This window comes from Shewanella sp. GutCb (genome assembly GCF_002836135.1).
Classification (GTDB): domain Bacteria; phylum Pseudomonadota; class Gammaproteobacteria; order Enterobacterales; family Shewanellaceae; genus Shewanella.
Map to the genome: position 1 here is coordinate 12,950 of NZ_PJBL01000030.1, position 23,768 is coordinate 36,717.

Genomic DNA, 23,768 nt, shown 5'->3' on the forward strand with positions numbered 1-23,768 from the left:
CAATACTTATAGAGTTGTAGAAAAGGTAGTCGTTATGATTCTTACTTCATTAATTGATAATACAAGATTGAATAATCGAACAGATCTAAAAATTGAAAGAGGGCTGTCTATTCACGCCAGCACTATGGGAAAGAGTGTATTATTTGATGCGGGAAACAGTAGAGCTTTTTGTGATAATGCAGGTTTGTTAGGTGTGGATATTAAAAATGTAGATGCCGCTGTTATTTCACATCGTCATCATGATCACTGTAATGGAGTTACGCACTTTCTAGACTACAACTCTAAGGCCCAAGTGTATTTACGTGAATGCGAAGACACCAATTATACTTTTAAAACTTTGGGTTTTAAAATTGATGTAGGTGTAAATAAACAGTTGCTTACCAAAGGTGCTAGTCGCTTGACCTTTGTTAATCAAATGACTGAAATATTGCCTAATATCTTTATAATCACTGATTTAAGTAATAAATATGCAAAGCCAGAAGGTAATAAATACCTTTTTACTGGCTCAGGTGATAGTTGCAAACCTGATATATTTGATCACGAATTGTTGTTGGTCATAAAGGAAAATGATGGGCTTATAGTATTTACTGGTTGCGCTCATAGTGGCGTTCTCAATATGATCGATACGGCGCTTAATCATTTTCCTAGCACTAAAATAAAAGCTGTCGTTGGTGGTTTTCACTTAGTTGGATTACCATTATTCAACAGTATTGGTGGAACTAAAGAGAAGATCGAAGAGATTGGTGAATTAATATTAAATTACCCAATAGATAAGCTGTATACAGGACACTGCACAGGAATGAAAGCCTATAATATTTTGAAAGGTGTACTTGGTGACCGCTTAGAATATTTCCCAGCAGGTCGCAGCATTAGTATCTGATTTTACTGCTATTAATAAATTAAGTCAGTATTATATTTCGCATTGTCTATTGCCCATTTTCTAGTGCTTCTTGTTACAGTTAGTGCTGCAGCTTTAAACGTTTTATTACAGTGTTATCGGGCATATGATTGCCATAATTTGCCTAATCGAAGCTGTATGGGCTGGAGTCTAGGCACTAACTCTTTTGTGTCACATAAGTGAGTTGAACGAAGCCGCTAAAGATTAATGTTCAAGATGTATTTGTTCTTCAATAGTTCATAGGCTAAATATGAATTAATATGAACTTTTATTTTACATTTATTAGAGTAGGTTTGATGTGGCCTTGTCTGATCTGAAAGTTTTTTCAGCTATCATCATCAGGGGAAGTTTAGTTATGAGTAAAGTATTACTCATAACGATGAAAACCCAGTGCTAAGTAACCTCGTAGATTGCATTGCGGCTATTCTGAGATCAGATGTTCGTCCACCCGGACTCTATCAATGCGACGTACCGAAGATATGATTATAAAAGTTATCGCAGCACTAAAATAAATTCAACCCAAAGGCTCTTTTTATCCTTGCGAGCACAAGACTGGCTTCATCCTGCGAGCGTTCACTCCCTCGTTTTAAGATTTCTACGAGTTGCGATTTATCTGATAGAAAAATCTCTCTGCGTTCACGTATTGGTTGTAAAAGCTCTTGTAATACCTGATTTAAGATCTTTTTGGTCGTTCCATCACCTAAGCCTCCCGTCTGATAATGAGCTTTTAACTCATCGATATAGGCTGCATCAGGATGAAACGCATCCAGATATGTGAACACGATATTCCCTTCGATCTGACCAGGGTCTGAAACTCGAATGTGATTCGGATCTGTGTACATGGATTGCACTGCCTGCGATATTTCCTGCTCATTCGAACCCAATAGAATGCAGTTGTTGAGAGATTTTGACATTTTGCTCTTTCCATCCGGACTCGGTAGCCGTGAAGATTTGCTCAATAACGGTTTACACTCAACGAGTATTTGCTCGTCGGCAATATGATTTAGCCGTCGAACGATCTCATTTGTCTGCTCAATCATGGGAAGCTGATCATCACCAACAGGGATAAGTGTCGCGTTAAATGCAGTGATGTCGGCTGCTTGGCTAATCGGGTAAGTCAAAAAACCTGCCGGAATGGAGCTGCCAAATTGTTTATTAGATATCTCAGATTTTACCGTAGGGTTTCTTTGTAATCGCGATACGGAAACTAAATTTGAATAGTACATGGTGAGCTCAGACAGAGCCGGGATTGCTGACTGCAGACAAATGGTCGTTTTGCTGGGATCAATGCCCACGGCTAGATAATCAGCCACAACATTTAGAATATTGTTCGAGACTTTACGTGGATTATGACCGTTATCAGTAAGCCCCTGCAGATCGGCCACTAAAATAGTTTGCTCATGCAGATGTTGTAGCATCACTCTCTGCTGGAGTGAACCAACATAGTGCCCTAAATGTAGTGGGCCAGTTGCTCTGTCTCCAGTTAAGATTTTCTCTGATTTACGGGGGGATTGATTTAAGTTTAAGTTATTATTTTGCATTTTAATATCTCCAAAATTTTCCATCGGAGACATTTATAGACTTATTTATAGTGGGTCAATAGCTGTCATCCGACGGCTATTGAACAAACAGGATTCAGTGCCGCTCTATGTGAAAGAGCGCCACCAAAAAACTGAGGTTAGTTGGAACAGGTTTATTGAATTCATACTTCGACAGTAGCATTTTGGATGATATGGCTCAAGTGGATTTAAATTTTGGCTTCAAATGTGCACTAATCAAAGTGATTTATAGGTAGGAGACCGTTTTACTAGGGATGTTCAGATTTCTATGCTTAATTACACTACTGGTGAACCTTTAGGTTGTACCATAAAGTTGTTGATACATATTTTAATAAAAAGATCGGCAAATGATATTGTTCAACATGGAACAGAGTTTTCTGCCAACGATGCTTAATGTTTTAGCCGAGAAAGCCCATTTGCTCGCCTTAATTAACGTTTAAATACATTACCAAGCCCTTATTTAAAGGCTTTGCGTATTTACAAATTAGTAACCTGGTGTAATATATTGTATCTTAAGGTTAATTACTCTGTACTTAAAATAAATGGAGAGGTAGTTTGCAGATTCATTAATTAAATGGATTTAAATAATATGAAATGTAAAACAATCGTAGCCCTTGCTAGCATAATAAGTGCTAGTTCTGTTTCGGCGAATAATGAGGGTAATTTACAAGTTGAAGAAGCAAGCCCTCGTTTTGTTCTTACCTATGGGTGGGTTGCTGGTCAGGTGATGGCTGGTGCTAGCTCTGCAATTAAAGGTGGGGTTAAATCTGCATTGCAAGATGCAATTTTTGGCCCTAGTTCACCGGACTATGTCAACCTATCTGAAGAAAGCCTGCAGCAGATTGAAGACATAGTACAAAGTGTATTTGATAATGCAGCAAAAGAAGACATGATTCGAGATTTAAGAGCGTTAGAATACAGCATGAAGGCCTACAGTGATCGGCTAGATAGTGCGGGGATTCGTGATTTAGACACGTTAGCGAACATGGAAAGTGAGTCTAATAAACTTTATGCATCACCCGCCTTCAACACCTCTAAACCTTACTATACCGACATCACAGTGCACTACTCGGCTGCGGCTGCGTTTCGTTACGCCATATTGGCTGACAGGGTTCACTTCAAAGAAAACAGTATTACTTTCATAGAAAGCGCAGGCACGCAAATGGCCACTTATGTTGAAGCGATGGGGGCAGCAAGCGATAAAAAGATTGCTGAAAATGTATATTTAACATCATATAAAACGACGCAGTGTCAACTTAATCGTAATGTGCTAGGTGAAGCAGCAGAAGATTTAAGCCTCAAGTATGGTACCCCCTCAAGTTGTTATGACTATACAGTGACTGATAATCTAGATGGGTCGAGCTATCGCTATCGATATCAAGACCACGGCGGTACCAATAGCAGCATGGCTAACAATAAAGTAAACAGCCTTACCACTAACTACCTTAATATCCTTAAAGGCGAAGATTATCAGAGTGTGATTGATAATTTGCAGCACATCTATAACTAAATCCTATATAACAATATATCGCTAAGCGAGGCGCTATATCTGTAGCGCCCCTGTGGGAATTAATTTTATGAAAAAATATTTATTTTTATTTATTACCCTCTTTATGATGGGCTGTAATTCATCTGATGATACAGCCAAAGAATGGTATGACGATCTGTATTTTGAACACCCAGCCATGAAACAGTGTTTGATTAGCTGGGTTGAAGAATATGGTTGGACAAGTGCGGAAGAGGTGACTAAGTTAAGTTGCAGCCGTAATGGCATAGATTCTATTGCTGGAATTGAACAGTTCGAAAATCTAAGTCGGTTGTATCTTAGTTATACTGCACTTAAGGAGTTAGACCTCAGCGGTAATCCTAAATTGGATTATATCAATATAGGCAAGAATCCTTACTTAAAATCTGTCGATGTATCACAGAATTTAGAGTTAACTGCAATGTATGTCTACGAAAATGCCGTAGAGGAAATTAATCTCTCAAACTTACCTAAGCTTGATCATGCTTTTTTAAATAACAATCATATTAAAGCGCTTAAACTCGATGGTACTGATGTCAGATATTTAAACGTTGAAAATAATTTAATTGAAAACATTGATCTGAGCAATGCTCGAAGCATTCGCGATTTGACCTTAACGGGTAACCCCATTACCAATATTGACCTGTCCAATCTGCAAGATTTAACAGCGTTAACTATTTATAACACCGGGATAAGTACTTTAGATGTTTCATATAATCAAGAGCTCATAGTGCTCGATGCCAAGGATAATAACATCGAAAGCATTCGATTTTATAATAACCCTAAGTTGACAAACGTAAATATCACGAACAACCCACTTGATAAAGATACACTTGATTACTTGGCTACGATTGATTGGATGGATGTTTTACGATATTAATTATGCTAGCCTAAGTTTATTAAATGTTTCTATCAAAGTGCTTGGCTTTTGAGAAAATATTATAGCGAGGTAATGGGGCCTCGCTATCAAAAGCGTTAACGCCTTACAGCCATTAAAAATTAGATTGATATCGTCTTTCGAAAATTAAGACATTACTTTTTAATGCTAGTCGCCAACATTAGAGCTTTGGGTCTAACTAATTCCTATCCAATTGTATTTTAGCGAGCAGCTAATGAATACTTGATGGACTACATCCCTAATTCTGCAGATCACTTATCGCGATCACTTTTACATTAGTTACTTTTACTTCTATGTTAACAATGTAATGACGGCAATTATTGGATAAGGATATATCATGCTGGAGCACATCACCGCTATGCTCGCGCTCTTAGGCGTTTTGTCGCTATTTTGTCAATGGTTGGGCTGGCGGCTCAGATTACCTGCTATTTTACCTTTGCTGCTGTGTGGCCTACTGCTAGGGCCAATGTTGGGTTTTTTAAAGCCAGATGCCATTTTTGGTGACCTCCTGTTTCCGATTATCTCCTTAGGTGTTGCCATTATTCTTTTTGAGGGTGCTTTGACGCTTAATTTTAAAGAGATTAAAGAGCACGGCGGTATGGTGACTCGTCTTGTAACCTTAGGTACCGCCATTACGTGGGTTTGTATCAGTGTTGCAACGCATTACTTAATTGGTTTTGATTGGCCAATGGCGACGTTATTTGGCGCATTAGTGGTTGTTACTGGCCCGACTGTGATTGTGCCATTGCTGCGCAGTGTGAGGCCTAAAACAGAGTTATCGAGTATTTTACGCTGGGAAGGCATAGTGATTGATCCTATCGGGGCGATATTAGCGGTATTGGTATTTGAATACATAGGGGTGGCAGCGGACCCAACAACCCATGTGTTGCATGCTTTAACTTCGATGTTGTTAGTCGGCTTCGGTTTAGGGACTCTTTGCGGCTATTTAGTGGGTTTGATCTTACGCAATAACTTACTGCCACATTATTTGCGTAATACCGCCGTATTAACCTTAATGTTAGCGGTATTTGTCGCCTCTAATTTACTGCAAGAAGAAGCTGGCTTACTGTCTGTAACCGTTATGGGTATATGGCTTGCAAACATGAAGGGTGTCGAGATTGACGATATTCTTGAATTTAAAGAAACGCTGACGGTACTGCTCATTTCTGCACTATTTATTTTATTAGCCGCGAGATTAAATGCTGATGCTTTGATCAGTTTAGGTTGGCAAGGATTGGTGCTGTTAGCGGTGGTGATGTTGATTGCTCGGCCACTTAGCATTTGGTGCTGTGGTGTTGGGACATCGTTATCTCGTGGTGATAAGTGGTTTTTAAGCTGGGTTGCGCCGCGCGGTATTGTTGCGGCAGCAATTTCCTCACTGTTTGCCATCAAGCTCGAGAAGGCTGGGGTGGCCGGTGCGGAATTGATTGTTCCCTTGGTCTTTTTAATCATTATCGGCACCGTGGTGATCCAAAGTCTGACAGCGGGGCGCTGGGCAAAAATACTGGGGGTGACCGCTGGATCGTCGCAAGGATTACTCATTTTTGGCGCGTCTCAATTTTCACGTGCTCTAGCCAAAACATTAAAGGCTAACGGCGTTACCGTGTTGTTAGCCGACAATAACTGGGACAATATTCGATTAGCTCGGATGGAAAACCTTGCAGTCTATTTTGGTAATCCAGCGTCTGAGCACGCTGAAAACCATATGAACATGAGCGGAATAGGGCGTGTACTGGTATTGTCACCTTACAGACAGCTTAACCCTTTGGTCAGTTTCTATTTCCAAGATGTGTTTGGCAGGGAGAAGGTGTATGGACTTAATAATAATGACAGTACTAGCAGTAGTAATAGCGCAAGGCATCAGTTATCCGAGTCTTATTTAAGGCAGTTGTGTTTATTTGGTGATGCTGTGTCTTATGCTAAATTAGCCAGTTTGATGGCTAAAGGCGCCAGTATAAAAAGTACCAGCTTGACGGCAAACTTTGACTACTCGATGTTTATGGCGCAGTACGGTCAAAGTGCGATTCCTTTGGTGTATCTGCAAGGGGGCAAGGTCAAAGTGATAAGTGCGGCTGACACGGTAGCGTTAACTTCGGGTGTAGAGTTGATTAGTTTAATTCCCAGAGATGCTAAACCTGCTGCAATAGTCAATATTACGCAGCCTTAAGCAAACCCATCTCAATAAAAAAGCCAGTCACGGTGAGCGACTGGCTTTTAGAGTATCAACTTACGTTGTTAACCTGATATTGATTAGGCTGCTTGTACCTGTTTGGCGAACTCAAGCACACGTGCTTTAAGCTCTTCAGGATCAAAGTCATCAACATTGATAGACTTCATGCGGCCAATTTCAGCGCGCTCTAGCAGTGCAATCTCATCTTCACTAAGCACGCCAAGCGCTTTGCCTTCTGCAGCAATTTTATCTAACCACATAAACGGTATGCGCTTGCCAGCTGCTTTACAGACCTTGTCGTAGATAGGCTCTGAAGCCAAGATGTCTTTAAAGGTTTGCTCTTGAATACCCACAGCATTGTGCTCGCTAGGTGTCCAAAATTGTCCTTTACCCATACGCTCACGGCTAGCACAAGGTGTTTGCATTATCTGAGCAACCTTATGGTCAAGCACGTCAGTAGGGCGTTTTAATGGACGACCAAATGGGAAAATAACAGCACGTAACGGCAAACCAAGACCCATTGGGAAGTTATCAAGTAGATCATCTAGTGAAGTTTGTAGCTTATGAAGTGAATCTTCAACTGCCCACTGTACTAATGGTAGATCCTCTAACTGGCGTCCTTCATCTTCATAACGCTTAAGCGTTGCCGAAGTAAGGTATAGCTGGCTGAGCAGGTCTCCTAAACGGGCTGAAATACGTTCTTTACGTTTAAGGTTACCACCTAATGTCGCCATTGCTAAGTCAGAAAGTAACGCCAAGTTCGCACTGAAGCGGTTCATTTGCTGATAGTAGCGCTTAGTTTTATCTGAGTAAGGTGCGTTAGAGAAGCGGCTAGAGGTAAGACCTAACCAGAAGCTACGAACCAAGTTACTGGTGGTAAAACCAATATGACCAAAGATAGCCGCATCAAAATCACGCAGACCTTTGTTAACATCCGTATCAAATGCGGATTCCATCTCTGCTAACACATAGGGATGACAGCGGATCGCACCTTGACCATAAATGATCATCGAGCGAGTCAGAATGTTTGCACCTTCAACGGTAATTGCAATCGGAGCGGCTTGATAGCCACGGCCGAGATAGTTATTTGGGCCTAAGCAAACCCCTTTACCACCATGGATATCCATGGCATCGATAACACATCGTTGCATTCTGTCGGTGAGGTGAAACTTCACAATGGCGGAAACGACTGATGGTTTTTCACCTAAATCGATAGCGGTTGTCGTTAACGTAGTCACAGCATCCATTAGGTAAGCATTACCACCGATGCGCGCCATTGGCTCTTCAATACCTTCAAGCTTACCAATCGGTAGCTTAAATTGACGACGAATTCGAGCGTAAGCCCCTGTTGCTAATGCGGCGGTTTTAATACCACCTGCTGAGTTAGACGGAAGTGTAATACCACGGCCAACAGATAAACATTCAACCAGCATTTTCCAGCCTTGGCCTGCCATTTCAGGACCACCAATAATAAAGCTTAATGGGACAAACACATCGTTGCCGCGGGTTGGACCATTTTGGAACATACAGTTAAGTGGGAAATGACGACGACCGGTTTCTACCCCTTCAATGTCGGTAGGAATAAGTGCACAAGTAATGCCTAGCTCTTCTTTTTTACCTAAGAGTTGGTCTGGGTCGCGCAGTTTAAAGGCAAGGCCTAACACAGTCGCAACTGGCGCGAGAGTAATGTAGCGCTTGTTCCATGTCAGATTCATGCCGAGGACTTCTTCGCCTTCCCATTCACCTTTACAAACGATGCCGTAATCGGGAATAGCACCTGCATCACTACCCGCTTCAGGGCTAGTTAATGCAAAACAAGGGACTTCAAGCCCTTTTGCAAGGCGTGGAAGGTAATGATCTTGTTGAGCGGTGGTGCCGTAATGCTGCAGTAACTCACCAGGGCCGAGTGAGTTTGGTACGCCAACAGTAGAGGCTAACTCACTGCTTAAACCCGCCAGTTTTTGCAATACGCGTGACTGTGCATATGCAGAATATTCTAAACCGCCATATTTTTTCTTAATGATCATGGCGAAGAAGCCATTATCTTTCAAATATTGCCATATCTCTTCGGGGAGGTCTGCTAACTCATGCGACACTTGATGCTGGTTGAGCATCTTGCACACCTCTTCAACTGGACCGTCTAAGAATGCTTGTTCCTCTGCACTGAGAGCGGCCTTTGGGTAGTTATGTAGTTTGCTCCAATCAGGCTTTCCTGCAAATAAGTCTGCTTCCCACCATGTGGTTCCGGCTTCAATCGCTTCTTTCTCTGTTGTTGACATCTCTGGCATAATCCCGCGATATATTTTGAGTAACGGGCGAGAGATGACATTTTGTCTGAAAGAACTGAGATTAAGCGGTAAGGCGATAACCAGAAAAACAACCCATAGTAGCGGGCTAATTACTGCTGTACCTGTGCCGATAGCCATAACAATGGCGGCACCCAAGGTGGCAGTGAGTAGGGAGACTCTTAGATAGGCAAAAGCGCCTATGGTAAAAATCATCGCCAGGATCCAAAGTAGGGTAGTCACTGTTATTCTCCTTTTAGTTGTGACTTATCACGTTTAGCGAGTCACTTATTTACTGTCTGGGTCACAATTATAGTCTGTGGTCAGACCTGTGTCTCATAAAATTTAAACGCTAGTCAGTTTTAATACAAGTCTTTTCAAACAAATGTTTAAATTTTTTGTGTCAGGGGAGGATTCCACTATGGCTAGCAACTGGTTAGAATGGACAAATAAAGTTGTAGCTTATTGAACGGGGTTAAGATTAATGTGCGAGTTGCTGGCCATGAGTGCCAATGTGCCGACAGATATTGTATTTAGTTTCACTGGCCTTGCAGAACGCGGCGGTGTGACTGGCCCACATATTGATGGTTGGGGGATCACTTTTTACGAAGGTAAAGGAAGTCGAACATTTAAAGATGCGCGCCCTAGCAGTGAATCTCATATTGCAAAATTAATTAAATCATACCCAATTAAAAGTGAAGTGGTTGTGAGCCATATAAGACAGGCTAACCGCGGTTGTGTCTCACTAGAGAATACTCACCCTTTTACGCGTGAGCTTTGGGGGCAATATTGGACTTATGCGCATAATGGCCAGTTAAGCGGTTATGAAGCTAAGTTTGTGCCGACACGGTTCAATGCGGTGGGAGATACCGATAGCGAAATGGCATTTTGTTGGATTATGGACAAAGTGGTAGCGCAGTTTGGTGATAAAGCCCCTGACGACATGCTAGCGGTTTATCGTTTTATTGCCACTTTGGCTGATGAGATAAGAGCCCTAGGGGTGTTTAATATGATTTTGAGTGACGGTGAGCACCTAATGAGTTATTGCAGTAATAACTTGTGCTACATCACTCGATGCGCACCGTTTGGTAAAGCCAAGCTAATCGATACCGATGTGGTGATTGATTTTGATACTGAAACTACGCCGAATGATGTTGTAACCGTCATTGCGACTCGACCACTGACAAAGAATGAGCAGTGGAATGTATTAGCACCAGGTGAGTGGAAGCTGTTTAAGAAAGGTGAGTTACTCATAGGTTAGGGGTTGTTGAAATAATAAAAAGCGTGGTTAGCTAATGGCTATCCGCGCTTTTTTAATGTTTGGTTTGGACGTTGATGTTAGTTATTGCTCGATTGTATTGCCTGATGCAGTGGTCTCTGGCTTAACGGTTTCGGCTATAGTTGGCGTAACAACGGTTGCCTCTTGCTCAAATTTATAACTGAGCAGTTTTATATCGAGTTGTTTACTGCCTTTCTCAAAATGCGTTAAGCGAATGGGGAGATAGCTTAATTCTGGTGACATCCAGAAAAATGTTTGTCGTTTGGTACTGTCACGCTTAACTTCAAACTTTAAGGTTTGGTAGCTGCCGCTGTCAATGTTGACGCGCTCTTTGCCGACAATTTTAAAGGCGTAGTCATCAATTTCTCCCTCTTTCACCATGGTGTAATGTAGCTCTTCTTTATTGGCGGCCATATCGAGCCTAAATTGTAACTGCACCATGAGAGCATCAAACAGCTCGGCGTCGTAAGGGAACTTTGCTCGTTCATCTTTATAACGGCTATGAACCACATTTTGCCCCTTAGCAAAAGCGATTTGCTCTCTAAAATCAGGCCCGGTTCCAGTTCTCTCGACAGAGTAGCGCATTGGCACTAGCTGGTTGTCTTGGAGTGTGAATTCACTGCGAACATGGCGTTGATCGGAGAGCATTAGCAGACTGACATCACTGTCGAAACGGTATTGGAATACGCCTCCGTCAGGGGCCGATAAAATATAACGCGCGCGACCAAGTTCGATACTGCCATAGTTGACTTGATATTCAGCTGTGTGGGGAGTCAAAGGCGTAGTGTCAGCTATGAGGGGATAGCTCGTCAATAGCAAGCTAGCAGCAAATAAAATACGTGACTTTTTAGACAAAAACCTCTCCTTAAAACAGTGTTTAATGTGCTTTAAAACGGTATTGAAAGCACTAATGTTGCCATATCAGGTCGCCATTCATGATCAGACAGCTTAACTCGACCGCGATTGACGATAACGCCTTCGCTGCGTAGCAGCTCCATTTGATCCCTGAAAGGTTGAGTATGTTCGGCAAACGAAATCTTGCCTTGGCTGTTAATCACTCTATGCCAAGGTAGGGCTAGTGTTTCAGGTGCGGCTTTAAGTGCCTTAGACACATAACGTGCTCTGCCTGGTAGCCCGGCTAAATCTGCAATTTTGCCATAAGAACTGACATTCCCTGCAGGGATCATAGACACAATATGCCATATTTGCGTCATAGGTGAAGCTTTGTTGTCGCTTTCCATGAATCACTATCCCTTTATTTTCTCTTAAACTCTATCGTGTATCGGGATCTATCACAAGATTGTCAGCAGATCATTAATGCGGTTGATAACGCGAAGGTTGGTTACGCCTGTTAAACTTTTGCCAGCATGCTGCTACTTTATTAATACGTTGTAATATAAGGTAAAAGTTCTTGCTGAGACTTAGCGCTAAAGTAATAATAGCGCTTTTCTACGGTATATATCATGTCTGCGCAGGTCATCAACCCTCTCTTTAGCTCGTTACTGTTGCTATCTACTGTTTCTCTACCTGCTGTGGCTGAGCAGTATCGTCATATTGCGGATCCGCTCAACCTAAGTGATTCGCTGTATGTTGGCTTTACTGACAATGTACTCAACGTTGGCGGCACCTTGGCGACGGACCATCAAAAATTTTCGGCCAACACTAATACCGGAGGTGATAAATGGCATTTGGGTTATCTGTATTCATCCTCTAATCAGTGGCATCTTAGAGCATCGATTGATCATGGTAAAACCGATACCCCTCAAGGAAAAGCCAGCCATTATCAGTATCAACTGGGTTTGATGCATGAGCATAAAGGCTGGTTAAAGACCCAAGTATTTACTGAGTTTGCCGTTAACCATTTAGCGGTTAAGTCTTATACCGACAGTACCGCGGCTAACGCCAGTATCACAGTGTTAAAACCGATTACCGAACATTGGTACAGCGAACTGTATGCCAGAGGTAATGCAGGGATTGATGGTGTTGAGCGTTTTGATGCGAGGGCCTGGTTAGCAATGGGCTACCAAGTGAACCCTCAGTGGTCATGGGTGGTACGTTATCAGTATGATTGGGAAAAGCTTGAAAATATTGAAACTGATGACACCCAATGGGTATTTGCCGTTCGCTCTCAGTTTTAATGCTGTTGCAATAACATCGTACACAATAAAAAGCCCACGCTAATGAAATTAGTGTGGGCTTTAAACATGTTAATTGAGGCAGAATGACTTAAGCTAGCTCGCCGTCAATGGTGTCTTGCGCGTGTGGTGTAACGCCAAATTTATGGAAAATAATTAAACCCAACGCAGTCAGTAGACCGAGTCCGCCAATAATAAACCACATCATATCTGGGCGCTCAGCACCTTTGGCTACTTCACTATAAAGGTAGCCAGATAATGGACCTGCCAGTAAAAAGCCAATAGCCGATGAGACAAAGTAGTAGCCCATAAACATGGCTTTTTTATCATGAGGCGCAAAACTAGCAACGTATTCTTGACTCTTTGGTGAGGCAACCATTTCTCCAATAGAGAATACTAAAATCGAGGTGAGTACCATTGCACCGCCCATGATTGCGCCATGCGCTAAGCCACCAATGGCAGTGCCTAGTGCGAGGATAATGGTTCCGCCAACCAGTACTGGAAGCGCTTGGAAGCGCTCAACAAAACGGCTAACAACTAGTTGCATCATGACAATCGATAAAAAGTTAAGCCCGATAAGGTATTCAGGGTTCACTTGGCGATGTTCACTGGCCCAGCTCTGGGCGTATTGCACTGCCAAGGCTGGAGTTTGCCCAATAGCGGTAAATGCTTGGCTTATTTCGGTTGTTGGTACCATCACTTTGGCATGAACCAGTTCAAAATAGGCTTGCTTCGCATTTAAGGTTCCAGCACTGAACTCTTGTGCTAAGCGGGTGACTTCTGATTGCAGTAAGCTGATATCGACGGGCGCAAAGAACTGCTGTAAGTCTGGGTAGTTAGCTAGCATCAAGACTAAATCAGTGGTGTCGACAAAGTCACGGATATAGATAGGTAGCGTAATAAAGATTTGCTGATACACCATCCACATGCCCGATAAAATAAGCAGGTAGATAACAAATGGTTTGTTACCTAGGCTAATTTTTTGGCCATACCATGGCGCGCCTTTTTGAGATGAAGCCAGCTTGTCCCAAATAAGATGGGCACTGAACCAACAGGCATAGATAATAAGCGTCGTTTCACCGGTGATCCATTTAGCGCCAAAAGACATTAATATAATCAGCGTACCGAAAAATAGAATCGCGAAACGAGCATTACCGAGGACCTCTTGAATATCGCTGAAAACGGCTTTGAGTGGTTTACCTTTTTGGCTATTTTGATCCGTTGGCTCTTTGTAGAATAACAGAGCAGGGATAAAGTTAAGTGCGATCCAGAATGAAGACATAATAAACACCCAGTCCCAGCTAATGGCGCGCACGTAACCCGCCACGAATGGCCCTAAGAATCCACCAATATTGACCATCATGTAAAATATGCCAAAACCTAAGCCACGGTTAGTGTCATCGGTGGTACGGGCGACAGTACCTGTTACAACAGGTTTAAAGCACGCAGCGCCTACAGCTACGCCCATGAAGGCAACAAAGAAGCCCATAAAACTATCGACCTGACCCAATATATAATAACTGGGGCACATGATGGCATAAGAAATTAGAAACATTTTCCGGTAACCATAACGGTCGGCAAGTGCGCCTGTCAGTACTGGGAAAAGGTACAAGAAAAAGGGGATCATACCTTGTAGCAGGCCACGTTCTTGATCAGAAAAACCTAATCCACCTTGATTTTGTGGCGAGGTCATATAGAGCGATGAAAGGGCAAAAAAGCCATACCAAGCGAGTCGTTCAAAGATCTCCATGGTATTTGCGACGTAGAATGTCGGGGGTAAGGGGGATCGCACAGCTTGTGTCATATTATTATCCGTATACTTTATACATTTTTAAGGATGTTAACATAGCTGTTACTAAAATGGATCGTATTGTGTGATTTTGAATCGTTTTCGCGCTAAGGGAAGCGCCGTAATTTAATATAATTCCCGAGCTTATATTATCGACTTTATTCTCAGTATCGTAACGGTTGCCATCTGAACGGCCTCTTTTCGGGGCAAACAGGGGCTGAGTACGGTAAGTTAAGACTCGCAAGAGTTGCCTTTATTGTCGATTCGGTCATAATAGCGCGAAATTTTTTAGTTAATACTAGTGTGATAATGATATGGCAGTGTTAGACATTTTAACGATCCCTGATGAGCGGCTTAAACGAAAAGCTGAGCCGGTTAAGGATATTGATGCGGTGCAGGGTTTTATTGATGATTTGATTGAAACCATGTACGACACCGAGGATGGTATCGGGCTTGCAGCAACTCAAGTCGGTAGCTTGCATGCTATTTTAGTTATCGATTTGTCTGAAGAACGCGATCAGCCGATGGTATTGATTAATCCTGAAATGGTAGAAACGCGTGGTGATTTTCAAGGGGAAGAGGGCTGTTTGTCTATTCCTGGTTATCGTGCGAAAGTGAATCGTCATGAAGGCGTAAAAGTCACTGCATTAGATCGCACAGGTCAAGCATTCGAGATCGATACCGATGAGTTTCTTGCCGTTGTACTGCAACATGAGATGGATCATCTCAAGGGTGTGGTGTTCACCGATCACCTGTCGATGTTAAAGCAGCAAATAGCGCTCAAGAAAGTGAAAAAGTATAAGTAATAAGTCCTTGCTTTAGAATTTATTACGATACATAAAAGTATTATTTATTAACGCCCCTCAATTGAGGGGCGTTTTTTTTGGCTTGCAGATCTGAATCGAGTACTTGCGATCTCAATAAAGATAATTATACTGTATGCATATACAGTATTTAAATTTAAGGATCATAACGCCTGTTATCAAAGGGTAGGTCCTCAAATGATGAGTACTTTTTATCTCACAGACAGGTGGAAACATGGATCAATCAAGCGCAAAGGCATATTCGGTATTAAAAGATAAAGAAGCGTCAGAGCCGATTGATAGTGCCAGTTTCCGCAAGCCGGTGATCGTCAATGCTGAGCGAATATGCAAGACCGCTACCAGCGCTAATACAACAGGAACCTGTTCTTTAAATCAATTGTTAGAACGGCAAGACATTTGGCGTGGGCAGCAGTGGCAGCAGCAACATGTAGCCTATCCGACGGGTTTTTCATTGTTAGATAAAAATCTTGCTGATAATGGTTGGCCACAAATCGGTGTGTGCGAAATTTTATGTGATGGTGTGGGTCAAGGTGAGCTCAGTATCGTGTTGCCTTTATTGAAACAACTTATAAGCCACTGTGTGTCATCAACACAAATTAATGATTCCATGGTGATGCTGGTGGCGCCGCCTCACATCCCTTCGCCGCAAGCTTTGTTACAACAAGGGTTGGATGTGGAACGCTTGATCTGGATAGATACTGAAGAGCGAAAAGAACGCTTGTGGTCCATTGAACAAGCGTTAGCGAGTGGCAGCGTACCACTAGTATTAGCTTGGCTAGACAGTTTATCGATAACTGAGGCGAGAAGGTTGCAGCTAGCTGCAGAGAAAGGCCAAGCCTTGTGTATGCTCTATTTACCGACAACGAATGCACAGCTGTCACACCCAGTGAATTTACGTTTAGTGCTGCAAAGACAGTGCTTTTCGGCGTTAAATGCCAATGACAGTAATAACAAAAAAGCCGTTATCGTCGAAGCATCAATGTTGAAATTAGTGCCCAAGCTGACTGAGCGCCAGCAGCCAAGTTTAAGTCGATTTTCAAATAGTCATTTAGGGATGACTGAAATCAATATTATTAAGCGCCGTGGTGGCTGGCCTAGCCCTGTCTTTAGTCTACCGCTGCTGCCTCCTCATTTAAAAGAAAGTCTATTGGGTGTCAGTGCTTGTTTGATTGATAACGCTTCGCTAAATGATGACTTGTCCGGTAGCGCCTCACTTAATATCGATTTGATAGGTCAGGATCTGTGCCAAGCGCAAGTTAGCGCAATTAAAGGGCTGGCGGATTATAGGGCTGTAATCAGTAGCCCACTATTACCGTCTACTGCGGGTGATAAGGTTCTATCTGTTATTAACACCTTATCTGTTACTAATAAGAGTGCAGCGGTTAAAGTCACAAGTAGCAGACGATCAATATTGGCTGTACACATCGAAGCGGTAAACGCTGAGAGAGCGAGCAAAAAAGCTAATTCATCTTCTGTTATTTATCATGCAGCTGAGGCTGAGCGAGAAAACCACTTATCGTTGCAGCTTGAGCCAACACGTAGATTAAGCCTGCAGCCGACATATTATCTTAAAGCGCCTTTGAGTGAACTGGTGAGCGATTCAATAGAGCAGGCAACGTTAGTAACACCGACATTGTCAGCAGAGGTAAAGCGTCACAGTCAACCATCGCTTGCTGCATCTTATAACGACTCTGCTCAAGATAGATGGACAGAGTCTTATAAAACGCTGCAGCAAGGGGCGCCAACATCACCTAGCAAAATTCATTAACCTAATGCATGGTCGCTAATGGATATGTTATGGCTAGCAGCTCATTACCCACAGTGGGCACTACAATACTTCTGTTACCGCAATGAGCTAAATCAAAGCGCTGAAGTACTATTGTATGACCCTAAGTCTTTACACGTGCTGGCACTTGACGCTGGGAGTCACAAAGCTGGAGTGACGGTTGGGATGAGCCTTTCTACCGCGCAAAGTTTAACGCCGTCGGCGATGTTAGCTGAGTTCGACGCCTCCACTAATCAGCAAGCGTCAGATTGGCTATGCCAATGGAGCTATGAGTTTAGTGCACGCGTCGTGCCCCTGCGCTGCGCCTTGGTGCATGATGCACACAAAGATGGTCAATCGAGTGCGAAGTTACATGTCGATGAGTTTGTTTGTAACACCCTGTTGCTTGAAGTCAGTTCCATGGCGCTTATTTTCGATGGTATTGATAAGCTTATTGAGCAATATGCTCAACGAGCCAAAACCTATGGTTTAGAGGTGTCTCTTGCAATAGGCAAAACACCTTTAGCGGCACAGTTGCTCGCGCAGCAGTCTTCAGTCATGGCTGAAGTGACCCAAAGTGAATCCCTTAATCCTGATAAGAGCCATGCGTTACTTAGTCAATTACCGATTGCCTCACTACCGATATCACGCTTTTTAAGGCAAAGCTTTCTCGATATTGGCGTGACCTCTTTTGCGGCTTTGTGCACTTTACCGGATAAGGAACTAGGGCGACGATTCGGCCCCAAGCTGCTGCAACTTCTGGCAAAAATCTCGGGCGCTTTACCGCATCCGTTAACCTATTTTGAGCCAGAGGAAACTTATCTGCAAAAACTGTCTTTATTATATGAAGTTGAATTGATGCAAGGGATTGTTTTTCCGTTAGGTAGAATGCTCAAAGAGATGGCGAGCTACTTAAAGCAACGCCAACTTGCGATTCAACAGCTTAAATTGACCCTCATCTACCGTGATAGCGAGCGCAGTCAGCTTGATATTATTATTCAGTACCCCTTTGCCGAGCATCGCAGTGATAACTTATTAAGCTTATGCCGTATGCAACTAGAGCGTGTCACTCTGTATCAACCTGTGGTTGAAATGGTGATTTCTGTCGACAAGTTTGTACCTATTACGATTGCTAATGACAACTGGTTTGGACCACAACAGGCAGCTCAGGGGCAACGTTCAGAGAAAGCTTTGCGGCTGATGGCGCTGCTACAAGCAAGACTGGGTAGCGATAAGGTGAAAGGACTGCTGGCAACTTCTGCTCATTTACCTGAAGAGAGTTGGCAAGCAACGGATCTTTCCGCTACCAGCCAAGAGCACAGACCCGTTATCAAGTCATTGCAACAACTCTCTGATCTTGGCCATCCGACGACAGGCCTCAGCGTGGGGGCGTGCCGTCCAAGTTGGTTGTTGACGACACCTGAAATGATCTCGATTGAGATGATTGAGCTGTTAAAAGGACCTGAAAGACTGCAAACACACTGGTGGCAGGAGCCAGCCATATGCCGTGATTACTATATTGCGAGTCATCAGCTAGGCGGATTATGTTGGGTATTTAAAGATAGCCGTGGTTTTTTCTTACATGGCTGGTTTGGCTAATGTACGCCGAACTACATGCTATCTCTAATTACACCTTTCTTCGAGGAGCTTCTCATCCTCACGAGTTGGTCGAACAAGCCGCATTACTGGGATATAAAGCGATTGCGATTACCGATGAGTGTTCATTTGCGGGCATCGTGAAGGCGTATGAGGCTGCCAAAAAACAGCAGATTAAGTTGCTGGTGGGCGCGGAGTTTCAATTAGCAGAAGGTGTGTTTGTGCTGCTTGCGATGGATCGCCGTGGTTACGGGCAAATTAGTCAATTAATCACAACCAGCCGTCGCCGAGCTGCAAAAGGCGAATATCAACTGCACTTTAGTGAACTAAAGCAAGGTTTAGAACGCACCATTTTATTATGGCAACCGACGTCACTTAATCCAATTCGCAGTGATTTAGGCGATTTATCACCGCAACTAGAGGCTTATCAAACTAAGATGCTCGCCATTGGTCAGTCTATCCGCAATGTTTTTGCTCAGCGTTGTTATCTACTGATGGAGCGCAGCTTAGTGGCTGGCGAAGCATTAAAGATCCAGTTGTGGACTCAAATTGCCAGTCAGTTAAACATGGCGTGTGTTGCGGCAGGTAATGTTCGTATGCATTGCGAGCAAAGGCAGAAACTGCAAGACATACTCACCTGCATCCGTTATAGCACTGAACTTTCACAAGCGGGGGAGCGTTTGTTAGCCAACGCCGAAACGGCGCTTAAACCGATGAGTGCGATATATAAACGCTACCCAAAGGCGTGGATTGATAACTCATTACTTATCGCCGCGCAGTGTGATTTTTGCCTTGATGAACTTAAATATGAGTACCCAAGTGAGGTGGTGCCGAGTGGATTATCAGCGAGTCAGTATTTAGCGCAAGAAGTCTATAAAGGAGCTATGCGCCGCTTTAACGACCATGTTCCAACAAGCGTGACATTGCAGTACGAAAAAGAGCTTATCTTGATTAAAGAGATGCAGTACGAATACTTCTTCTTAACCATCTTTGATATCGTTCAATATGCCAAGTTACAACAAATTTTGCATCAAGGGCGAGGCTCTGCGGCTAACTCAGTTGTTTGTTACTGCTTAGGGATCACTGAGGTTGACCCTACAAAAGTGAATATGCTGTTTGAGCGTTTTGTCTCTAAAGAGCGCAATGAGCCTCCTGATATTGACGTTGATTTTGAACATGAACGCCGTGAGGAGATCATTCAATACATCTATCGCAAGTATGGCAGAGAGCGGGCGGCGCTGGCAGCGACAGTGATAAGTTACCGTTTTAAAAGCGCACTGGCAGACGTTGGAAAAGCATTAGGCATCGATAAACAGCACTTAGACCATATGCAGCACAGCATTGATAGGCGTGACAGTGAAGCGGATTGGTTAACCCAGCTACAAGATAAATCCTTGGTACCAACCGAGGGAATGGGCAAACATTTATTGCCGCTAGTGCAGAGCATCTTAGGGTTTCCAAGGCATTTATCGCAGCATGTTGGTGGCTTTATTATCTCTTCAGGTCCATTAAGTGAGTTAGTGCCCGTTGAAAATGCAGCGATGGCCGATAGAACCGTGATTCAGTGGGATAAAGATGATTTAGAAAGCCTAGGGCTACTAAAAGTGGATGTACTGGCGCTTGGTATGCTGACCGCTATTAGGAAATGTTTTCAACTGCTCAGCACACCCAAGCATAATTTTACGATGGATCAGGTGGAGTGGGAGCAAGCCGCTGTTTATAACATGCTACAACGTGGCGACAGTATCGGCGTTTTTCAAGTGGAATCGCGAGCACAGACGTCAATGCTGCCGCGGCTTAAGCCGCGTTGCTATTACGACTTAGTGGTGCAAATCGCTATTGTCCGCCCAGGGCCCATTCAAGGGGATATGGTGCATCCCTATTTAAGGCGTCGAGACGGTTTAGAGAAGGTGACTTACCCAAGCAAAGAGGTTGAATCTGTGTTGTCTCGAACAATGGGCGTGCCGATTTTTCAGGAACAAGTGATTAAGCTGGCAATGGTTGCTGCGGGTTTTTCGGGTGGGGAAGCGGATCAACTGCGGCGGGCGATGGCAAGCTGGAAGAGATCGGGTGAATTACAGCAGTTTGAGGGTAAGCTACTCAACGGTATGCAAAGCCGAGGTTATACGGCTCAGTTTTCACAACAGATCTACAAGCAGATAAAGGGCTTTGGCGAGTATGGTTTTCCAGAGTCCCATTCAGCAAGCTTTGCATTATTAGCCTATGTGTCAGCTTACCTTAAGTATCATTATCCCGCGGCATTTTGCTGTTCATTATTAAACAGCCAACCAATGGGGTTTTATAGCCCATCGCAATTGATCCAAGATGCACAGCGCCACGGCGTTGTTGTGTTACCCGTGTGTATTAATCAAAGCCAGTGGCAACATACACTCGTGGCAGCAGCGCATGGCTCAAAGGCGATTCGTTTAGGATTTCGATTGGTGAAAGGGCTTAATAGAAACGAAATTGATAAATTGATGGAGCAGCGACCAGAGCAAGGTTTTTCTCATATTGATCAGATTTATCAATTAGGCATCGCTCGCCATGAACTGGAAACACTTGCCAGTGCTGATGCGTTTATCAAGGTCGCAGGTCACCGTCATCAAGTGCGTTGGCAGTTATCGGCATGTCAGCCAAGCTTACCTTTATTTGACAATGCCTCGGAGTTTGAAGGGGAGCCTCCGCGAGCAAACAACATTGACCCGCAAGCGCGTGCTATATTATTTAAGGCGGCAGAGGTGATGTTACCCTGTCCGAGCATTGCTGAGTCCATGCAAGCCGATTATGCCTATACCGGAGTCACACTGGGTCAGCACCCGATGAGCTTATTACGGGATAAACCTTGTCTACAGCATTGTCTAACGGCAGAACAACTCGATGAGTGCCGTAGCGGGCAAGTGGTCACGGTCGCTGGCCTTGTTGTCGGAAGGCAGCGGCCTGGCACTGCGTCAGGGGTGACGTTTATTACCCTAGAGGATGAAACCGGCAATGTGAATTTAATCGTTTGGAGCGCAACAGCAAGAGCGCAACGGCAGGCATATTTGGTGTCTAAAATCATGAAGGTGAGTGGTATTTTAGAACGAAAATCTGGAGTGACTCATGTTGTGGCTGGCAAGCTAATTGATATTTCTACGGCACTGAATGAATTAGTGGTACGTTCAAGAGATTTTCATTAATGACGATTATTCATTTGATAATAGGGTCTATTAAATACGCGTTTTTATTCGCGAACTGAGTATGAGTGACATGAGTATTAGCAAAATGTGTCCAGGATCAATAATGCAGGAGCCGTGACCGAGGATACCAAAGCCTAGCATAACGTGTGCTGTGATTTCAGAAGAGCACCACAGACGGTGGGTATGTCGTTAATGAAGCTGCAATTAACGATCTTGAATTCTACCATTTCTCCACATTCTGGATTCTGCTTTCCGAGGTCATTTGGGATATAATCTGGCTGGGTCTTTTTTTGGGTACAGACATTGCAAATCATTCTACTAACTCATGAGCGTGAAGTGACACGTCCAAGTAACACTGGGCAATTAGCACTTGAATGCTTCCCTGACATTTGCACACGGATCATATGGGCAAGAACCTCGCCCAATGCCGTACTGGTTAAACAATTACAAACAGCTGATTGTGCGCTGTTGTTTCCAGAAGAGATTGATAGTCCTTCAGAGTTAGCCGCTTTAGTTAGCTCGTCAGAAAAAAACAGCCAAGTCGCAAGTGTCCTGCATGATGAACAGAAAAGTGAACCGGCAATGCCATCAACCTTAGTCATTCTCGATGCGACGTGGCAGGAAGCACGAAAGATGCTGCGCCGAAGTGATTATTTGAAAAATGCGCAGAAATATTCGATATCTTCACAGCAGGACTCTCTGTTTACCCTCAGGCGCAACCAAGTGGATGGCGGATTATGTACCGCAGAGTGCATTATCGAGTTATTTAAGGCAGCTAATATGCCTAAGCAGGCGGCCCAATTAGCTGAAAATTTTGCTCTTATGCAGAAGTAATCTTCATAGGGAATGCCTAACGGTGACAAGCCACATCGTGCTCCAAAATAGCTTAACTGCCGGGGTTGAGCGTTGCGCTTCTTTTTTGTAAGGAGAACGGTTCAACAGCTCTAGAGTAAAGTTATTATTTTACAATGATTTCTTCTATATATGGTTTAAGTATTGTGCTTTTAACCCAGTGTTATTCCGGTCGTTAACGTCCAAGTTTTGTTGAAAGATAGAACTATCTAGCAATAGACCGAACTGTCTTTTAAATATGGATGATGTTCGCCATCGCCGAACTAGCTTTTATTGCCAATTCAGTTGCAGAAGAGTTTTGCATTCCTCTTATATTGAGATTAGTCCGAGCCTCTGCACGTTACATATGTATCAGCGCGTGTAACATCTATTACATGTAACCCGTACTTTGGACATCCTCAAAATCACTTACACCAGACTATTTTAATCTTTTTCGGCTTGAAATTTCGCATGATTTACTCGTCATAAATGCTGAGGCTTTATCTCTTAGCTGTTTATTTGGTGAATCAAAATATGTGATAGATCGCGCTACCAATAACTTTCAGTCGAATGGGTTTTAACTGTTACTTATCAGTGTTTTAGTGTGTTTGTGGTGGTGGTGCGTAGAATGGTAAATAGGCATGCTTTCTTTGGTCGTTAGGAGGTGAAGGCGAGGGTGAACACCAAAAATAAATAGCACCGTTATTATTCCCATCGGCTTGTTTTATCGCTATGTCACAGTTTGGAACCAAGTCCAAAATTCAGTTAATATCCCTAAAAACAAAAATATGGAACCTTCCTTTAACTTCTTGGTTACAAATGTGTTGTATTTTGTAAACCATATTGCAACTCTCATTTTGGAATCGATTCCAGCATTATGATCTCGTTGTCGATTATAACTATGGATGATGACAGATGAGTAATAAAGATCTGCTAGGACGCCGCAATTTCATTAAGGGAATGGGAGCTGCAGCTGGTGTTGCAATGGCTGCACCAGCAATGGCCATTTCTGAGAAAGCGGATGGTGTTAAATGGGAT

17 protein-coding genes are annotated in these 23,768 nt (G+C 43.3%); 12 read left to right on the top strand and 5 right to left on the bottom strand.

The window, feature by feature from the left end:
* The first annotated feature begins 34 nt into the window (after positions 1 to 34).
* Positions 35 to 880, top strand: coding sequence for an MBL fold metallo-hydrolase (locus tag CXF86_RS18485; protein ID WP_102039718.1), 846 nt, complete (start codon positions 35 to 37; stop codon positions 878 to 880).
* Positions 881 to 1,401: 521 nt separating this feature from the next.
* Here CXF86_RS18485 and trpS read toward each other — a convergent pair.
* Complete coding sequence (gene trpS / locus CXF86_RS18490) at positions 1,402 to 2,439, bottom strand: tryptophan--tRNA ligase (protein ID WP_101091889.1); 1,038 nt, start codon at positions 2,437 to 2,439, stop codon at positions 1,402 to 1,404.
* 607 nt (positions 2,440 to 3,046) lie between these two features.
* On the opposite strand from trpS, the gene CXF86_RS18495 reads away from it, so the two are divergent.
* The 3 genes from CXF86_RS18495 to CXF86_RS18505 all read left to right on the top strand — a co-directional run bounded on the left by CXF86_RS18495 (position 3,047) and on the right by CXF86_RS18505 (position 7,047).
* Complete coding sequence (locus tag CXF86_RS18495) at positions 3,047 to 3,967, top strand: hypothetical protein (protein WP_145992395.1); 921 nt, start codon at positions 3,047 to 3,049, stop codon at positions 3,965 to 3,967.
* A gap of 67 nt (positions 3,968 to 4,034) precedes the next feature.
* Positions 4,035 to 4,862 (top strand): leucine-rich repeat domain-containing protein, encoded by an 828-nt coding sequence (locus tag CXF86_RS18500; protein ID WP_102039720.1) that lies wholly within the window; start codon positions 4,035 to 4,037, stop codon positions 4,860 to 4,862.
* Positions 4,863 to 5,217: 355 nt separating this feature from the next.
* Positions 5,218 to 7,047: a cation:proton antiporter gene (locus CXF86_RS18505; protein WP_102039721.1), complete on the top strand. Its 1,830-nt coding sequence runs from the start codon at positions 5,218 to 5,220 to the stop codon at positions 7,045 to 7,047.
* An 83-nt stretch (positions 7,048 to 7,130) separates the two neighbouring features.
* Here the strand turns inward: CXF86_RS18505 and fadE are convergent, their stop codons facing one another.
* A complete protein-coding gene (fadE, locus tag CXF86_RS18510) occupies positions 7,131 to 9,578 on the bottom strand; it encodes an acyl-CoA dehydrogenase FadE (protein WP_101091893.1) in 2,448 nt (815 codons plus the stop codon).
* A gap of 241 nt (positions 9,579 to 9,819) precedes the next feature.
* On the opposite strand from fadE, the gene CXF86_RS18515 reads away from it, so the two are divergent.
* Positions 9,820 to 10,596 carry a class II glutamine amidotransferase gene (locus CXF86_RS18515; RefSeq protein ID WP_101091894.1) on the top strand — a complete coding sequence of 259 codons (777 nt, stop codon included), beginning with the start codon at positions 9,820 to 9,822 and terminating at the stop codon, positions 10,594 to 10,596.
* A gap of 81 nt (positions 10,597 to 10,677) precedes the next feature.
* On the opposite strand, the gene CXF86_RS18520 is transcribed toward CXF86_RS18515, so the two are convergent.
* Entirely contained in the window at positions 10,678 to 11,469 is a 792-nt protein-coding gene (locus CXF86_RS18520) for a DUF3108 domain-containing protein (RefSeq protein WP_102039722.1), read from the bottom strand.
* Between the two features lie 32 nt (positions 11,470 to 11,501).
* Positions 11,502 to 11,855, bottom strand: coding sequence for an MGMT family protein (locus CXF86_RS18525; RefSeq protein ID WP_232775096.1), 354 nt, complete (start codon positions 11,853 to 11,855; stop codon positions 11,502 to 11,504).
* Positions 11,856 to 12,077: 222 nt separating this feature from the next.
* On the opposite strand from CXF86_RS18525, the gene CXF86_RS18530 reads away from it, so the two are divergent.
* The gene (locus tag CXF86_RS18530) at positions 12,078 to 12,752 is read left to right on the top strand and encodes a hypothetical protein (protein WP_102039723.1); all 675 of its coding nucleotides are present in this window, start codon (positions 12,078 to 12,080) and stop codon (positions 12,750 to 12,752) included.
* Positions 12,753 to 12,840: 88 nt separating this feature from the next.
* Here CXF86_RS18530 and CXF86_RS18535 read toward each other — a convergent pair whose 3' ends face one another.
* Positions 12,841 to 14,553, bottom strand: a complete 1,713-nt coding sequence (locus CXF86_RS18535) for an MFS transporter (protein WP_102039724.1) — start codon at positions 14,551 to 14,553, stop codon at positions 12,841 to 12,843.
* 299 nt (positions 14,554 to 14,852) lie between these two features.
* Between CXF86_RS18535 and def the strand changes: the two genes are divergently transcribed.
* The 6 genes from def to CXF86_RS18565 all read left to right on the top strand — a co-directional run.
* Positions 14,853 to 15,344 carry a peptide deformylase gene (def, locus tag CXF86_RS18540; RefSeq protein WP_102039725.1) on the top strand — a complete coding sequence of 164 codons (492 nt, stop codon included), beginning with the start codon at positions 14,853 to 14,855 and terminating at the stop codon, positions 15,342 to 15,344.
* 232 nt (positions 15,345 to 15,576) lie between these two features.
* Entirely contained in the window at positions 15,577 to 17,130 is a 1,554-nt protein-coding gene (gene imuA / locus CXF86_RS18545; RefSeq protein ID WP_102039726.1) for a translesion DNA synthesis-associated protein ImuA, read from the top strand.
* A gap of 18 nt (positions 17,131 to 17,148) precedes the next feature.
* A complete protein-coding gene (locus tag CXF86_RS18550; RefSeq protein WP_102039727.1) occupies positions 17,149 to 18,726 on the top strand; it encodes a Y-family DNA polymerase in 1,578 nt (525 codons plus the stop codon).
* Positions 18,726 to 21,899, top strand: a complete 3,174-nt coding sequence (locus tag CXF86_RS18555; RefSeq protein ID WP_102039728.1) for an error-prone DNA polymerase — start codon at positions 18,726 to 18,728, stop codon at positions 21,897 to 21,899. Before CXF86_RS18550 ends, CXF86_RS18555 begins: the two co-directional genes overlap by 1 nt.
* A 303-nt stretch (positions 21,900 to 22,202) precedes the next feature.
* The gene (locus CXF86_RS18560) at positions 22,203 to 22,733 is read left to right on the top strand and encodes a DTW domain-containing protein (protein ID WP_102039729.1); all 531 of its coding nucleotides are present in this window, start codon (positions 22,203 to 22,205) and stop codon (positions 22,731 to 22,733) included.
* Positions 22,734 to 23,645: 912 nt separating this feature from the next.
* On the top strand, positions 23,646 to 23,768 hold a 123-nt coding region (locus CXF86_RS18565), incomplete at its 3' end, for a twin-arginine translocation signal domain-containing protein (protein WP_145991669.1).

Excerpts from the sequence above, each read along its gene's own strand:
- CXF86_RS18525 (WP_232775096.1), bottom strand. The coding sequence starts at position 11,855 with ATGGAAAGCGACAACAAAGCTTCACCTATGACGCAAATATGGCATATT.
- CXF86_RS18555 (WP_102039728.1), top strand. The coding sequence starts at position 18,726 with ATGTACGCCGAACTACATGCTATCTCTAATTACACCTTTCTTCGAGGA.
- CXF86_RS18500 (WP_102039720.1), top strand. The coding sequence starts at position 4,035 with ATGAAAAAATATTTATTTTTATTTATTACCCTCTTTATGATGGGCTGT.
- CXF86_RS18495 (WP_145992395.1), top strand. The coding sequence starts at position 3,047 with ATGAAATGTAAAACAATCGTAGCCCTTGCTAGCATAATAAGTGCTAGT.
- CXF86_RS18485 (WP_102039718.1), top strand. The coding sequence starts at position 35 with ATGATTCTTACTTCATTAATTGATAATACAAGATTGAATAATCGAACA.
- CXF86_RS18530 (WP_102039723.1), top strand. The coding sequence starts at position 12,078 with ATGTCTGCGCAGGTCATCAACCCTCTCTTTAGCTCGTTACTGTTGCTA.
- CXF86_RS18505 (WP_102039721.1), top strand. The coding sequence starts at position 5,218 with ATGCTGGAGCACATCACCGCTATGCTCGCGCTCTTAGGCGTTTTGTCG.
- def (WP_102039725.1), top strand. The coding sequence starts at position 14,853 with ATGGCAGTGTTAGACATTTTAACGATCCCTGATGAGCGGCTTAAACGA.
- CXF86_RS18535 (WP_102039724.1), bottom strand. The coding sequence starts at position 14,553 with ATGACACAAGCTGTGCGATCCCCCTTACCCCCGACATTCTACGTCGCA.
- trpS (WP_101091889.1), bottom strand. The coding sequence starts at position 2,439 with ATGCAAAATAATAACTTAAACTTAAATCAATCCCCCCGTAAATCAGAG.
- CXF86_RS18550 (WP_102039727.1), top strand. The coding sequence starts at position 17,149 with ATGGATATGTTATGGCTAGCAGCTCATTACCCACAGTGGGCACTACAA.
- imuA (WP_102039726.1), top strand. The coding sequence starts at position 15,577 with ATGGATCAATCAAGCGCAAAGGCATATTCGGTATTAAAAGATAAAGAA.
- CXF86_RS18515 (WP_101091894.1), top strand. The coding sequence starts at position 9,820 with ATGTGCGAGTTGCTGGCCATGAGTGCCAATGTGCCGACAGATATTGTA.